Annotated in this window: 16 protein-coding genes and 1 pseudogene; 7 read left to right on the forward strand and 10 right to left on the reverse strand. The window is 70.2% G+C overall.

Going from position 1 to position 13,023, the window contains the following annotated elements; translation table 11 throughout:
* Positions 1–23 precede the first annotated feature (23 nt).
* From IE182_RS05425 to IE182_RS31860, 3 genes are all read left to right on the forward strand, one after another.
* Entirely contained in the window at positions 24–494 is a 471-nt protein-coding gene (locus IE182_RS05425) for an Lrp/AsnC family transcriptional regulator (protein ID WP_190108475.1), read from the forward strand.
* Positions 495–600: 106 nt separating this feature from the next.
* The gene (locus IE182_RS05430) at positions 601–945 is read left to right on the forward strand and encodes a MazG-like family protein (RefSeq protein WP_190108476.1); all 345 of its coding nucleotides are present in this window, start codon (positions 601–603) and stop codon (positions 943–945) included.
* A 288-nt stretch (positions 946–1,233) separates the two neighbouring features.
* Entirely contained in the window at positions 1,234–1,545 is a 312-nt protein-coding gene (locus IE182_RS31860) for a hypothetical protein (RefSeq protein ID WP_229844645.1), read from the forward strand.
* Here the strand turns inward: IE182_RS31860 and IE182_RS31865 are convergent.
* Positions 1,455–1,670, reverse strand: a pseudogene (locus IE182_RS31865) (alkyl sulfatase dimerization domain-containing protein); the annotation flags it as partial. The gene IE182_RS31860 and the pseudogene IE182_RS31865 sit on opposite strands and share 91 nt — an antisense overlap.
* Before the next feature lie 59 nt (positions 1,671–1,729).
* Positions 1,730–2,221, reverse strand: a complete 492-nt coding sequence (locus tag IE182_RS05440) for an RICIN domain-containing protein (protein ID WP_190108478.1) — start codon at positions 2,219–2,221, stop codon at positions 1,730–1,732.
* 128 nt (positions 2,222–2,349) lie between these two features.
* Between IE182_RS05440 and IE182_RS05445 the strand changes: the two genes are divergently transcribed.
* Positions 2,350–3,354: a helix-turn-helix transcriptional regulator gene (locus IE182_RS05445; protein WP_190108479.1), complete on the forward strand. Its 1,005-nt coding sequence runs from the start codon at positions 2,350–2,352 to the stop codon at positions 3,352–3,354.
* A gap of 417 nt (positions 3,355–3,771) precedes the next feature.
* Here IE182_RS05445 and IE182_RS05450 read toward each other — a convergent pair whose 3' ends face one another.
* The 3 genes from IE182_RS05450 to IE182_RS05460 all read right to left on the reverse strand — a co-directional run bounded on the left by IE182_RS05450 (position 3,772) and on the right by IE182_RS05460 (position 6,636).
* Entirely contained in the window at positions 3,772–3,966 is a 195-nt protein-coding gene (locus IE182_RS05450; RefSeq protein WP_190108480.1) for a hypothetical protein, read from the reverse strand.
* Positions 3,967–4,038: 72 nt separating this feature from the next.
* On the reverse strand, positions 4,039–5,418 hold the full coding sequence (locus IE182_RS05455) for an FAD-dependent monooxygenase (protein ID WP_190108481.1): 1,380 nt from the start codon (positions 5,416–5,418) through the stop codon (positions 4,039–4,041).
* A 210-nt stretch (positions 5,419–5,628) separates the two neighbouring features.
* The gene (locus tag IE182_RS05460; RefSeq protein WP_229844594.1) at positions 5,629–6,636 is read right to left on the reverse strand and encodes an Lrp/AsnC family transcriptional regulator; all 1,008 of its coding nucleotides are present in this window, start codon (positions 6,634–6,636) and stop codon (positions 5,629–5,631) included.
* A gap of 204 nt (positions 6,637–6,840) precedes the next feature.
* Here IE182_RS05460 and IE182_RS05465 point away from each other — a divergent pair, with 204 nt between their 5' ends.
* Positions 6,841–7,806 (forward strand): isopenicillin N synthase family dioxygenase, encoded by a 966-nt coding sequence (locus IE182_RS05465; RefSeq protein ID WP_190108482.1) that lies wholly within the window; start codon positions 6,841–6,843, stop codon positions 7,804–7,806.
* Positions 7,807–8,741: 935 nt separating this feature from the next.
* On the opposite strand, the gene IE182_RS31870 is transcribed toward IE182_RS05465, so the two are convergent.
* From IE182_RS31870 to IE182_RS05475, 3 genes are all read right to left on the reverse strand, one after another.
* Positions 8,742–8,990: a hypothetical protein gene (locus IE182_RS31870; RefSeq protein WP_229844595.1), complete on the reverse strand. Its 249-nt coding sequence runs from the start codon at positions 8,988–8,990 to the stop codon at positions 8,742–8,744.
* A gap of 60 nt (positions 8,991–9,050) precedes the next feature.
* Positions 9,051–9,398, reverse strand: coding sequence for a hypothetical protein (locus IE182_RS31875; RefSeq protein ID WP_229844596.1), 348 nt, complete (start codon positions 9,396–9,398; stop codon positions 9,051–9,053).
* Positions 9,399–9,619: 221 nt separating this feature from the next.
* On the reverse strand, positions 9,620–10,168 hold the full coding sequence (locus IE182_RS05475; RefSeq protein ID WP_190108483.1) for a TetR/AcrR family transcriptional regulator: 549 nt from the start codon (positions 10,166–10,168) through the stop codon (positions 9,620–9,622).
* Between the two features lie 99 nt (positions 10,169–10,267).
* Between IE182_RS05475 and IE182_RS05480 the strand changes: the two genes are divergently transcribed.
* The gene (locus IE182_RS05480; protein ID WP_190108484.1) at positions 10,268–10,555 is read left to right on the forward strand and encodes a putative quinol monooxygenase; all 288 of its coding nucleotides are present in this window, start codon (positions 10,268–10,270) and stop codon (positions 10,553–10,555) included.
* A gap of 431 nt (positions 10,556–10,986) precedes the next feature.
* On the opposite strand, the gene IE182_RS05485 is transcribed toward IE182_RS05480, so the two are convergent.
* Positions 10,987–11,472 carry a nitroreductase family deazaflavin-dependent oxidoreductase gene (locus IE182_RS05485; RefSeq protein WP_190108762.1) on the reverse strand — a complete coding sequence of 162 codons (486 nt, stop codon included), beginning with the start codon at positions 11,470–11,472 and terminating at the stop codon, positions 10,987–10,989.
* A gap of 149 nt (positions 11,473–11,621) precedes the next feature.
* Positions 11,622–12,344, reverse strand: a complete 723-nt coding sequence (locus IE182_RS05490) for a hypothetical protein (protein WP_190108485.1) — start codon at positions 12,342–12,344, stop codon at positions 11,622–11,624.
* Between the two features lie 158 nt (positions 12,345–12,502).
* Between IE182_RS05490 and IE182_RS05495 the strand changes: the two genes are divergently transcribed.
* A complete protein-coding gene (locus IE182_RS05495) occupies positions 12,503–12,991 on the forward strand; it encodes a hypothetical protein (protein ID WP_229844636.1) in 489 nt (162 codons plus the stop codon).
* Positions 12,992–13,023 lie beyond the last annotated feature (32 nt).

Here is a 13,023-nt window from a genome sequence, read left to right on the forward strand (position 1 = left end):
TAATTTGGTTTCCGATCATTCTTATGCCCAGGGCGTATGGGACACTTTATTACGTGGACAGCGTTGATCGAGAAATTTTGTTCCATCTGCGTCAGGACGGTCGCCTGACCAACGTCGAGCTGGCCAAACGGGTCGGCCTCACGCCTCCGCCGTGCCTGCGCCGGGTCAAGCGCCTGGAGGACGAAGGCATCATCACGGGCTACCGGGCCCGCATCGACCCGGCAGCGGCCGGCCGGAACTTCGAGGTGATGGCCGCCGTGGAGATCGGCGTCAACGACCTCCAGACGGTCGAGGAACTGGAGTCCGCGATCGCCTCCTACGACGAGGTCGTCGAGTTCCACCGCCTCTTCGGCCGCCCCGACTACTTCATCCGCGTCGCCGTCGAGGACCATGCGGCGTACGAGACGTTCCTGACGACCAAGCTGATCGGACTGCGGGCCGTCACCCGGGTCGACTCCCACCTGGTCATGAAGAAGATCAAGACGGACGACTGAGAACCAACCGCCCGACCCCCCAGTGGAGAGGACGGCAAGGTGACCACGCATCCGAAGTTTCCCCAGGCCGAACGGCTCGTCGGCCGCGTACGAGAGGGTGAACACGTTGGCTGAGGCCGAGGACCTGTGGGAGACCGTCCGCCGCATCAAGCAGTTCACGGACGAACGCCGGAACCTCCCGCAGGACATGACGCTGTTGCTGCGCCTGGCCAAGATGCAGGAAGAGCTGGGTGAGCTGTCGCAGGCCCTCATCGGCGCCAAGGGCTGGAACCCGCGCAAAGGCATCTCCCACACCCAGGAGGATGTGCTGAAGGAGACGTGCGACGTCATCCTGACCGCGATGGTGACGCTCGTGACACTGACCGACGATCCGGGCCAGGCGTTCGACGAGCACCTTGATCACATCGAACGCCGATGGAAGGACCACCTGCGAGCGGAGCCCGGCCGGTGAGCGACGTCCAGCGACCCGGTCGGGCCCGTGGCCCGGGCGTGGGAGTCGAATGCGTTCCAGGACCGGGATCATCCGGGGCGCGTCACCCCACTCCCAGGACGGGGGTCCCGGCCGGCACGGCGCCGGGCCCCGGTCTGCGCGGACGGTGCTGTGAAGCCGGCCCGGCGTACGGCGTCGGTTCCGCTTGTGCGGGGTGACGATCGGGAACTTCGGATCGGGGAGCGTCAGCGTGCCGAAGACGTTGCCCGCCGCCTCCTGGGCGTTCTCGCCCTCCAGGGTGATCTTCTTGTGCTCCACCGCCTGGTCGAAGTTCCTCTTGAAGCCGGGGGTCTCGGCCAGCCCGTTGAGCGCCTGGCGACTCGGCCTGATGACGGCCTGCGGCGCCTCGACGAGGCGGTCGCCTCCCTCCACGGCGCCCGGTACGCCGCCCACGACCTTCTCGGCGCCGGTGAGGCAGGCGTTGCGCCGGGTGCCGTTCTCCCCGCCGTAGCCGAGCTGCGTGAAGACCTCGGCCTGGAGCTCTGGTGGGCCGGGTTGCCGTCGTACCAGCCCATGTGGCGCTGGTGGATCGCCTTGAGGTTGTGGCACATCGAGCCGTAGTAGCCCCGGTTGTACCAGTGGTCGCGCAGGCCGGGCGGAAGGTCCTGGAGCTGTTCGGCGATCTCGGTGCCCGTCCAGCCGGCGTTGATCATTCCCAGCGTCTGGTCGTTGAGGTAGCCGTACAGTGCAGCGGGCGGGCCCCGGCGCCTCCCCCTCGTGCCGGGGCCCTGGCTGCACGAGCCGGTCAGATGTGCGTGATCCGCCAGGTCTGCCAGTTGGCGCGCGTGCACTGGCGCATGTTGATTCCCGCACCGTCTCTGCGCTCGCCGTTGTTCTGGATGCTCAGGCACTGGGGGTTCACGTCCGAGACCAGCTCGTGGTTGTCGGGGTGGTAGGTCCAACGCTGGTTGGCGTTGCCGTGGCAGTCGCCGACGACCTGGGCCGGTGCGTTGATCTCTCCGTTGCGTACGTCGAGACAGTGGTTCTCGGCCGCGTTGACGAGTGTGCGACCGTTCCAGAACCAGAACTGGTTGCCGTGCCGGCTGCAGGTCTGCATCTCGACGTTGTCACCGTTGGACGCCAGGCACTTGTCGTGCATGTCGCTGCGGATCTCGATGAAGTCGCGTGCCGACGCGGCGGCCGTCGTCGTCAGGTCCGGTGCGGTCGGACCTGTGGTGGTCAGCGGCAGTGCCGCCGTGCCCAGGGTGAGGGCGATCGCGGTGAGTCGACGTCGCATCGCTGAATCCGTTCTTTCGTGCGTCTCCGGTGCGGATCCGCTTGCCTTCGAGGATCACGTGGACGCCTGCGGGTGAACATCCCGGGAATTGGGGGGTTGACCCTGGGGGCGACCGTGATACTCGTGGCGTGTTCACGAAAGCTACGGCCGAGGCCCGTACGGTGCCGGAGCTGGGATGCGAGCTGTCGCAGCGCATCGGGCGGGTCGTGCCCCACGACGGGTACATGCTCGCCGGGACCGACCCCGTCACGGGAGCGGGCTGCTTCGTGAGCAGGGAGCACGGCTACTGCGGCGAGGTGTTCCGCCGCACGCTCGTCGACGAGGTCCGGGGCCGGGATCTGTTTCCGTTCTCCGAACTGGTCAAGAGCCCGTCGAAGGTCGGAGTGCTCGGCTCGGGCGCAGCCGAGGAACGGTCGAGCCGTCGCCTGCACGAGGTGCTCATCCCCCAGGGGTTCGGCAGCGAGCTGCGGACGGCGCTGGTCGCCGGTGGCGTGGTGTGGGGCACCATGACACTGCTGCGGGAACGGAGCAGGCGCCCGTTCTCGTCCGACGACGCCACTGTCGTCCAGCACCTGGTGCCGGACTTGTGCACGATTCTGAGAAGGTTTGTCACACGTCTGACAACGCCACGCCCGCTTCCGGGCGTAAGGCCCCCCGGAGTGATCGTGGTGGGTGGGGACGACAGGATCAAGGCGGCCTCCCCGACCGGTCGCGACTGGCTGCGCGCATGCGCACCCGAATTGGATCTCACCACGGAGGACGACCTCGCCCTCATCACCTGGAACATCGCCTTCTTCGCCCGTCACGCCACGGAAGGCGCACTGAGCCGCATCCCCACGGCCGACGGCTGGATCGGAGTGCAGGCTCAGCGCCTGGACGGTGGCGCGCCCGACGACGTCGTCATCACCGTCCAGCCGGCCTCGGCCGGGCTGCTGCTCCCGGCGGTCGCCGCCTGGTACGGCGTCACCCGCAGGGAGAACGCGGTGATCGAGCAGGCGCTGGAGGGCCTGTCGGCCAAACAGATCGCCCGCCGCCTGAGCCTGTCCCCGCACACCGTCAACGATCACCTCAAAGCCGTGTACCGCAAGACCGGTGTTTCCTGCCGCGAGGAACTCATCGCCCTGCTCTCGTGAATTCCGCTCGCCCGGGGCGCATGCGGCGGACTGCGGGCAGCTGTTGCCACTTCACCTCCGGCCCGGCGCGGGCGGCGCTACATTCGGAGCTTCCGCGAGTCACCTGCACCGTGTCGGGGGAGGCGTTCGCCGCGGGAGGAGGTCGCCGTCGAGGTCAGGGTGCGGTTCAACGCGGAGGCAGGTGCGGTCATTGCCCGGACCGAATCGGAAGGACACCTCAAGGACTCCATGGTCTGGCGTCGGGCCGACGCGGCGACCTCGGGATCCGCGGTCTCGGCGGATGCGGCAGGATCCTTAACTTCCGTTCCGGCTCGTAGACTTGGCGCAGCGGCGGGCAGGCAGATGCAGAGCGCCGGGGAGCGTGTCGACGTGGGGCCGGAACGGGGTCAGGTGCGGACACTCTCGCCGGAGGGCACGTTATCGGGAGCCGGTGTTCTGGTGGCGCCGGGCGGAGCCGGATTCCATGTGCTGACCTGCGCGAGGTGGGCGGCCCTGCAGCGCCTCCAGCGCACCGGGCAGGCCGCCCACCTCGCGCAACTCGTCCAGTGACACACCTGACAGGTCGATGAGCTCCGACCGCAGGCTCCCGTTGGTTCCCGACCCGTACGCCATACCGCCATGGTGACCGAAGCCCGGCACCGGGAAAAGCCCCAAATCCGCTGCGGGGAAAGGGTCCCTGCCGACCTACCGGAACACGGACCGTTCGGCCCGCGTGAGTGGAGGCTCGGCCAGGGGCGGCAACTCGGTGCCGCGCATCACTCCTATGGCGACCGTGGGCGAGAGCAGGCGAGTGAGCGGGGCGGAAAGCGTCAGGGTGTCGAGCAAGGCACGGCAGACGGCAGGGCGGCCGGCAGCTGTCCGCGTGAGCCGGTCCATATATCCGCGCAGCAGCTTGGCAGCGGCCGGGGGCTGCCGGCCCGTGGCCCCCGGGTAGAGGATGTCCTGGCCCGTGGCGAGGTCCCAAGGGCCTTGGACGATGCGGCCGACGGCGCGTTGCACTTCGCGCGCCAGGCCGGGATTCTGCAGGCCGTGTGCGCGAAGGCCATCGCGGAGGGCCGCCGCGCTCTGAGCCGCTACGGACATGCCCTGCCCGTAGATCGGGTTGTACGTGGCCACGGCGTCCCCGAGCACGGTGAAGCCGGTGGGCCAGTCCGGCAGGCTCTCGTACAGGCGCCGGCGGCTGATGGTGCTGCGCGAGATCTTGACGTCGGTCAACGGTTCGGCGTCGGCTATCAGGTCACCGACGATGGGGTGCCGTACCTGGCGGGCGAAGGTCACGAACTGTTCGGGGTCCTTGGGAGGGTGTCCGCCGCGCGTGCCGGAGAGGGTCACCAGCCACTGTCCGTCTTCGATGGGCACGAGCGTGGCGGACTGCCCGGGGACGGGCCGGCGTGCGTCAGGCTGCACCCCGACGACGGGGAACCCTTGCGCGCCGGCCGGGGCCCGGAAGATGCGGGTGGCGTAGGCGAGGCCGGAATCCACGGTCCGCTCGGGTACGGGCGGCAGTCCCAGCTCGGCCAGCCACTGCGGAGCCGCTGAGCCTCGTCCGCCGGCGTCGACTACGAGGCCGGCGGCGAGTTCGGTGGTGTCCCCCGTGCGGGTGTCGCGCACCCTGACGCCGGTCACTCGCTGCGCACTGCCGGTGGGTCCGAGGACTTCGGTGTGATCACGGAGGGCGACGTTCGGCAGCTTCAGGACCTGCTCGCGGACGACCCAGTCGAGCAGGTCGCGCGAGCAGGCGATGAGGTACTGCATTTCGTGCCAGCGGCGGAGCCACCCCTGGGGCGAGAGGGTGACCAGGCCGGTGGGTAACGGTATCCGGTGCGCCCCGGCCTTCAGCCAGCGGTCGTGGGTGCCGGGGAGGAGTTCTTCGATGACGCGGGCGCCACCGGAGTAGAGCAGGTGGGCGTGCCGGGCCTGAGGCAGGCCCCGCCGGGGAGCGGGGGCGTCGGGGAGCTCGTCGCGTTCGAGAACGGTGACGTGGGCGTGGCCGGCCAGGGCAGCAGCTGCCAGGATGCCGGTGAGTCCGCCGCCCAAGACGACGGCGTGCGTGGTGTTCTTCATCGAGACATCTCCCTGTGGGCGGCATGCCGGCGTGCGGCAGCCGCGATGGGTGAGGTGGTCAAGATGTTCAAGATATGGAGCAAGAGGCCGAGTTGACTGCCACTTCTCGCCAGCCCTGGGACGGTCCCGACCACGGAACCAGGCGTCGTCGTCGGGCCTCGTTCTCCGCCACGGTGGGGGCAGGCTTCTCTTGGCCGCCGTGGCATCCGGTCAGGTGCCGACGGTCAGCCGTTTGACCTCGCGGAGGATGGGGGCGGTCTCGACGGCCTGGATGCCCGGGAGCGAGCCGACGCGGCGGTCGAGGTAGTGGTGGAGGTCGTGGCCGCCGCGGAAGATCCCGGTGGCCACGAGGTTGTGCGGACCGGTGGTGGCGGCTGCGAAGGCTATTTCGGGGTGAGTGGCCAGGGTGCGGCCGACGGCGGAGACCTCGCCGGGAGCCACCCGCAGCCAGAGGTGGGTCATCAGGTGGTAGCCCAGGTGCCGGGGCGCGAAGTCCACGGAGAAGCCCAGTGCGCCCTGGGACCTGAGGCGTTCGAGGTGGCGTTGGACACTGGAGGGCGAGCGACCGGTGGCGGCCGCGAGCTCGGGCAGGCCGGCCCGGCCGTCCTTGGCCAGCTCGGCGAGGAGAGCGCGGTCGGTGGCGTCCAGGGCCAGGGGTTCAGGGTGGCCGGGGCGTTCCGAGGCCGGCAGCGGGATGCTGTCCTCGTCCGTGGGGGCCGGGCCGAACGGGATCCCCTTGGCGTACCACGTGCTGGTGATGTCGGTGAAGAGGCGCAGCAGGCAGTGTGCGCCGACGGCCACCAGGCGCGGCGTGCGGGGCAGCGTCTCCAGGAGCAGAGCGTCCCGCTCGTGCGGAGTGGAGGTGGTGAGGGCGCAGTACAGCTCGGTGCCCCCGGAGGCCAGCGAGATCCAGCTGGTGTCGGGTCGGCGGGCCAGGGCCTGGGCGACAGAGCCCGCGGAGCCGGGAGCGCAGTGGATGCGCAGCAGCCAACGGGTCATCCCCAGCCGTGCCGGGACGGGCTGGCCGACGACGCGCAGGCCCAGCGTGCGCAGTCGGCTGTAGCGGCGGCCCACCGTGCGTTCCGAGGCACCCAGCCCGCGCGCGATGCGGCTCAGTGCCGCCCGTCCGTCGAGCTGGAGGGCTTGTAACAGCCCCAGTTCCAGAGCGTCGAAGGTGACCGGCTCCCCCACCATGACCTCCCGTGCGTTCGGCGCCATCTCGTACTGTCCGCGACGGGGTCCGACGATAGGCGCCCGATACCGGCCGCGGCCGCCGCCTGCCGCATTCTCCCGTCTCGCCGGCCAGGGTCGCCTGTTCCTCCCGTTTCCCGGTGCACGGCTGGGTGGCGCCCGCTCCTCGAACGACCATGGCCGGACCGCTTCACCACCCCGGAAGCGGAAGGGCAAGGAGGAGAAGGCGGCATGAGTGCTTCCAGCATTCCCACGATCGATCTCTCGCTCTGGCGGACCGGTGACCGCCAGGACCGCGACCGTCTCGCCATGGTCGTCGACCAGGCGCTCGGGCGGGCGGGCTTCCTGCTCGTCACCGGTCACGGCGTCCGCCCGGACCTGCCCGCCGCGATCCGCACCACGGCCCGTACCTTCTTCCATCAGCCGGCCGACGCCAAGCTGCCGTTCCTGGCGAAGACCGGCCAGTACGGCTGGAGCGGTCCGGGAGCGGTGGCCGCCGGCCGGGCGGACGGCCTGGTGACGCCACCCGACCTGGTGGAAACCTGGTCGGCGGCCCCTGGCCCGTACGACGCCGCTGCCGAGCGCCCCGAGCCCGACCTGCTGCCGAAATCCTGGCCTTCCCAGTCCCCGGCTCTGCGCCCCCTCCTCGCGCGATACGTACGTTCCATGCAAGCACTCGCCGACGATCTGCTGGAACTCCTGGCGGCGGCCCTGCGCCAGCCGCTCGACTTCTTCACCCGCCACACCACCCGTCCCGACTGGACCCTGACCCTCAACTGGTACCCCGCCATCACCACCACGGGAGCGCCTCGTCCGGGCCAGTTCCGTGTCGGTCCGCACACCGACTTCGGCACGATCACCGTCCTCGACCGGCAACCCGGCAAGGGCGGCCTGCAGATCCACACCGAGGACAGCGGCTGGCAGGACGCCCCCTACGACCCGGAGGCGCTCACCGTCAACATCGGGGATCTGATGGCACGCTGGACGGGTGACCGCTGGTGCTCCGGCCGCCACCGCGTACTGGCCCCGCCCGCCGACGCCCCGTCCGAGGAGCTGACGTCTCTGGTCTACTTCTACGACTGCGATCCGCACACCGTCGTCGAGTCGCTCCCCGCCCCGATCGGCCGCGTGTCCCACCCTCCGGTCACGGCCCGCGCCTACGTCCGGTCCAAGGTCGCCGAGATCGCCCTGCCCTGACGGCCCCGCATCGTGGCCGGTGCGGACCGGCCAGTGCGGACCGGCCGCCCGTTCGCGCGTCAGGGCAGCCAAGGCTAGCGCGCTGGGAGCCCGGAATGGGCGGCCGCGTCCCTGCGCGCGACCCGACGGCTTCCGCTGCGATCACGGCCTTGACCTCGGTGCTCTTCCCCTTGCAGAGGGTGCCGGCGGAGCGGCCTCCGGCCTGCAAGGGCAGGCCGGAGGCCGCTATCCCGGTCCGTCGGGGTAGCTTGCGTCGCATGGTTCACGGGCGGCTCATCCGGGCGATCAGGCGGGGAACGCCCCAGCCTCGCTGACTTCCGCGTTCAGGTCGCACCAAGCGGTGGAAGTGCCACCTGAACGAGCGCGGTTACCGAAGCGGACGTACAGATGGCCATCGGGCTGATGACAGACGGCGTAAGCGGTGAAAGAACTGCCGCGGCATGTGATCGACGCCCCGTGGCCCCTGCTCCCCCTCTCGTACCGCCAGGTGTCGCAGGAGAACGAGGACGTGGCGGTACTGCCGGAAGCTGAAGCCGAAGAAGCCGAAGCGGGCGCTGCGACACTCACCGCGGCCCCGCCTGCGAGGGCGAGGGATACGCTGACGGCCGCGACGCGATAGGGGATTCTCATGTGGCCCCCTGTTGATGTTGTGTTTGGTTGGATGCGAGTGACGACGCTACCCACGGACACGAGCACCCGGTAGGGCCGGAGCGGAGTTGGCCGGGAACCGGCCGTTCGCCATGGGCCGCGGCCATCGGCTCCGCCAGAACGCCTGCGCGGCCTGCCGCAGGGGCAGCGTCCCGTAACCCCGTCGCGGCCGCAAGCAGCCGCGGGGCCGGGCCCCGCCGTCCGCATTCGCGCACCCAGCCGTCATCCCCGGGCCCCGCCTGCCACGAATACCCGCGTTGTGTGGCATGGGAGAGCCGGCCGGGCCCTCAGGGTGACGTGCTGCAGTATTCGGCTTCAATGATCTCGGACATGGACGTCGCGTCCCAGTCACCGTTGTAGTTGTAGTTGTAGGCGAGTTGGTGGCGGCCGTCCGCGGTGGTCACGGCCATGGAGAGCCAGCCGATCATGCCTCCGCCGTGGCCCCAGAGCGTGGTACCGCAGCTCGTCTCGATCCGTGCGAGGCCGAGGCCGTAGGACGTGTACGAGGCTTCGGAGGCGGCGACGGTGGTCTTCATCGCCTTCAGCATGCTTCGGCGGCAGGAGCTTGCCTGTCAGCAGGGCGCTGCAGAACCGGTTCAGGTCGCCCGCGGTGGAGATGATGTCGCCGTCGGCCCGGCCCTGCGACCCGTTCCGCTCGGTGATGTCGTCGATCCGGTGTCGTTCTTGCCGCGCGGCGCACCCGACGTCAGGTTGCCCACGCCCGACGCCGACCTCCAGACGCCGCCGGTGTCACGTGCCTGGGCCGTGACGCCGGGGATGCCCGCCCTCACGGCCGCGTCCATCGCGCGCTGTGTGGCCCGGTGGCCGGCACCCGCGGGGGGCACGTCCGATGCCGCCTGGGCGTGCCCCGCGAAGGCAGTGGCCGCCACCGCGGCGACCACGAACCCCACCACGCCGGCCTTCGCATTCGTCCGTAACGCCATTCCGTACTCCTCACAGTCGTTTGCACGGGCCGTACTCGTGCGGCCCGGGGGCAACTGCGGGTGTCGCTGAGCGCGTTGCGGCAGGGCCGCCTGTGTACCAGGACCGCTGAGAGGGCCGGAGTGGTTGAGAAAGCCGGGCACAAGGGGCACTACGTACTGCACTGCCACCACCTCGAACACGAGGTAGCGCCGAAGGGATGGGGGCGTGGGTAGTCGCCTGGTCAGAGGCCGAGGATGAGGTCGGCGGCGCGGGCGCGGACGTCGGCGTGGGCACGGCCGGGGTGTTCGACGGCCAGGAAGTGGTGGCCGATCGCCAGGCTGAAGGCGAGCAGGCTGCGGGCCTCGACCTCGTCGGGGTCGGAGCAGAACGTGCCGATCATCTCGCGCGCCAGCTGCATCCGCTGATTGTCGACCCGGCGCAGGCGTTCGGTGACGTGCCCGTCGCGCCGGGCCCAGTCGCGGATCGCCAGTTCAGTGAGCAGGCGGTCGCCGGAGAAGGTCAGCTGCCCGGCCAGCCTGATCCGGTCCCGGGCGTCACCGCCGGCGCGCTCGACCTGCTGCAGCACCTCGTCGACGCATTCACGCTCCCAGGCGTCGAGCATCTCCTCCAACAGCGCGTCACGGTCGGCGAAGTAGCCGTAGAAGCCGCCTTTGGTCACCCCCAGCGCCTTGGCGAGCGTCTCGACCCGCACCGCGTCCACACCGCCTGCGGCCAGCGCCCGCAGCCCCTCCTCGATCCACTTCGCCCGCGGCGTGCGCAATGCACCCATCTGTGGCCCACCTCACCCTCTCGGCCGACTATACGGAGCCGTATAGCAGGTCTAACCTCACGTCATACGGCATCGTATAACCCGAGAGGGGACACAGTAATGTCATTCGGTTTCGTAGCCTTCCACTACCCGGCCCCCGAGCACGTCGACGAGTTCGTCGGACAGTGCCACCAAGTCGCCGAGGCGTCACGGATGCAGCCGGGCTTCCTGTCCGTCGGGGTCTGGGTCACCCCGGACGGCAGCGCCGTCGTCACCACCGGCGCGTTCGAGTCCGAGGAGACCTTCCGGGCAGCGTCCGAGGTCGCCCGCGAGTTGGGCGCCACGCCCGACGGTCTGAGCGACCTGGAGGTCAGGCCCCGCCAGGTCCACTTCCTTGTGTCGCGGTAAGAGGGGGCGACTATCAGCCGTTACCAGCCGTGAGGTTCGCCCAGGCGGTCCACACCGACCAGCCGTGGCGGATCCACGAGACTGCCCCGATTCCTGGGTGGGACGTATAGGCGTTCCGCACCCCGGCGTCGGCCCGGACGGCTTCCCCGCCCTGCTCCGCCACGTTGCGGGCGACCGGCGGGCTCACCGGGCAACACCCGCTGGGCCGACGCCTGTTTGCGGCGCGTGGACGGCTCGGCCCCGCGCCGTCCACACCGTCGCGCATCTCCGGTGGGTCCCGGTTGGCAACGGTGGGCGCGAGCCTGTACCGAGGACGGTGCCGGGGCGGGTGACCTTCTCCCAGTCATCACCGTCGGCGTCGGCCAGGTCTCGGGCCTGGCACCGCGCGGCGCCCTGTCGGGCCGAACGGCCGAACGAGTGAGGCCCGGAGCTCAGTTCCTCGTCGACGGCGCTGGGGTGTCCGCCGGCCCTGCCACATGCACAGGTTCCAGCACGAAGACGGGGATCACACGGTCAGTCTTCTCCTGGTATTCGGCGTACGGCGGATACGCGGCCACCGCGCGCTCCCACCACTCGGCCTTTTCCTTCCCGGTGATCTCACGGGCCGTCATGTCCTGGCGTACGCCCCCGTCCTGGAGCTCCACGTGCGGGTCGGACTTGACGTTGAAGTACCAGACCGGGTGACGCGGGAAGCCGCCCTTCGAGGCCACGGCCGCGTACCGCCCCTCGTGCTCCACGCGCATCAACGGGATCTTGCGGATCTTGCCGCTCTTCGCGCCGCGCGTCGTGACGATGACGACGGGCAGGCCCGTGTCCCAGAGCGTCGTTCCCTGCGTGCCGCCCGAACTCTCATACAGCTCGACCTGCTCGCGCACCCACTGCGCCGGACTCGGCTCGTACTCGCCCTCAAGAGGCATCGTGGTCACCCCGTCGTCGCTCACGGATTATGGTGCACAGTCCAGCACAAGGCTCCCGTGGAGGCGAGACCACCGTTCGGGGGTTACGGAACAAGATGAGCCACGGATGGCGGCCCTGACCACGCCCCGGGGGGTCTTCCGGGCGCCCCTCACCCGTCCACGATCTCAACCCCGGCTGCGATCATCCTGACGATGATCTGATCGGCCAGCGTGTCGTGGCAGATCAGCACATCCATCGGCTGATCGCCCTTCAGGACGATGAGGTAGCCGGTGCCTGTCCGTTCCAGCTGCCACGCGTTCCGTCCGGTCGTCCACATGTGCTCGTAGTCGGCGAGGACCGGCTCGTCGGTGTCGATACCGGTACGGTCCCCGCCCCGGGGCAGGCGCTCACGTCGGAAGGTGACCTCGTGAGCGTAGCCGCCCGGTACGACGGGCCGGAGTCGGAGCCCGCGGTCCCGGTCGTCTCCGAGCGCCTCCAGCACCTCGGTCGCCGGGTAGCCGAAGAGGTCGATGTCGTCGAGGACGACCGGGACCGCGGCCGGGCTCCAGCACACCGGTGGACGGGGGTCGTACCCGGCCATGGGCAGGCGAGGGAGCGGTCGGCGCGCGTGCCGGGTCCGGCGCAGTACGACGCTTGCCAGGAGCGGGTCGGTCTGCTGTGGCCCGGACCCGGCGATGGCGTCCGGTCCGGCGGTGAGCTCGAAGCCGCCCCATGCGACGGTGAGGGCCCAGGGCGCATCGGGGACGGCCTCACCGCGGACCTGGCCGAGGCGGCCCAGAGTCGCCTGTGTGGCGTCCTCGTCCATGCCGAAGCGGAGGGTCCCCGCACCGTCCGGCAGGACGACCCCGACCCTCGGCAGCAGTTCGAACATCCGCTGATCATCGCGGCTCATACGGGGTTGTCGCAACCGGGTCCCGGACGGCTGAAGCACCTCGTCGCCCCGATCGGTTGGGGAAGGGCGCTTCGCGTCGCCTTCCGCCGGGTCGAGGAGCGGGCAAGGGCGTACGGCAGAATCCCGCTGTGACGTCCATGAGGGTCCTGACCGAGCTGGAAGCCGGCATGGCAGAGCTGTCCACGCCGATGCGGGTGTACGTGGCGGCCGGGCGGTTCGCCGAGCCGGAGCCCGACCTGCCGGAGCTGGCGGCCCGGATCCGTACGCTGCTGGCCGCCATCGCGGCGGACGAGGCATGGCAACGCTTCCTGCCCGGGTACGCCCCACCGTCCGTCCCTGAAGTCTGCGCCGCTCTGGAACCGGTGGAGACGCACGAGGCCGCCTCGTTCCTCGCGCAGGTCGCGGCCGTCGACGTGCTCTGGCCGAGCCACCGGCACCTGCCCGTCGAGACCGCCGAGCGCGCGGCGGACGGGGTGGTGTCCCTGCTCGGACCGGACGCCAGCTGGTGGACCAACCACGACGCCGGATGCGGCGCGGTGAACGGGCTCACCCCACTGTTCGACAGCCTGCTCGCAGGGACGAACGGTGAGCACTTCGCGCTGGCCCTGCAGATCGCCGACGACTGAGCACCTGGTCCCGCAGGAGCGATCGACCCTCG

Source organism: Streptomyces cinnamoneus, from assembly GCF_014650495.1.
Classification (GTDB): domain Bacteria; phylum Actinomycetota; class Actinomycetes; order Streptomycetales; family Streptomycetaceae; genus Streptomyces; species Streptomyces cinnamoneus.

Coding starts and splice junctions, on each gene's coding strand:
- IE182_RS05465 (WP_190108482.1), top strand. CDS start 6,841: ATGAGTGCTTCCAGCATTCCCACGATCGATCTCTCGCTCTGGCGGACC.
- IE182_RS05485 (WP_190108762.1), bottom strand. CDS start 11,472: ATGCCTCTTGAGGGCGAGTACGAGCCGAGTCCGGCGCAGTGGGTGCGC.
- IE182_RS05490 (WP_190108485.1), bottom strand. CDS start 12,344: ATGTTCGAACTGCTGCCGAGGGTCGGGGTCGTCCTGCCGGACGGTGCG.
- IE182_RS31870 (WP_229844595.1), bottom strand. CDS start 8,990: ATGAAGACCACCGTCGCCGCCTCCGAAGCCTCGTACACGTCCTACGGC.
- IE182_RS05475 (WP_190108483.1), bottom strand. CDS start 10,168: ATGGGTGCATTGCGCACGCCGCGGGCGAAGTGGATCGAGGAGGGGCTG.
- IE182_RS05440 (WP_190108478.1), bottom strand. CDS start 2,221: ATGCGACGTCGACTCACCGCGATCGCCCTCACCCTGGGCACGGCGGCA.
- IE182_RS05480 (WP_190108484.1), top strand. CDS start 10,268: ATGTCATTCGGTTTCGTAGCCTTCCACTACCCGGCCCCCGAGCACGTC.
- IE182_RS31875 (WP_229844596.1), bottom strand. CDS start 9,398: ATGGCGTTACGGACGAATGCGAAGGCCGGCGTGGTGGGGTTCGTGGTC.
- IE182_RS05455 (WP_190108481.1), bottom strand. CDS start 5,418: ATGAAGAACACCACGCACGCCGTCGTCTTGGGCGGCGGACTCACCGGC.
- IE182_RS05460 (WP_229844594.1), bottom strand. CDS start 6,636: ATGGCGCCGAACGCACGGGAGGTCATGGTGGGGGAGCCGGTCACCTTC.
- IE182_RS05425 (WP_190108475.1), top strand. CDS start 24: ATGCCCAGGGCGTATGGGACACTTTATTACGTGGACAGCGTTGATCGA.
- IE182_RS05450 (WP_190108480.1), bottom strand. CDS start 3,966: ATGGCGTACGGGTCGGGAACCAACGGGAGCCTGCGGTCGGAGCTCATC.
- IE182_RS05495 (WP_229844636.1), top strand. CDS start 12,503: ATGAGGGTCCTGACCGAGCTGGAAGCCGGCATGGCAGAGCTGTCCACG.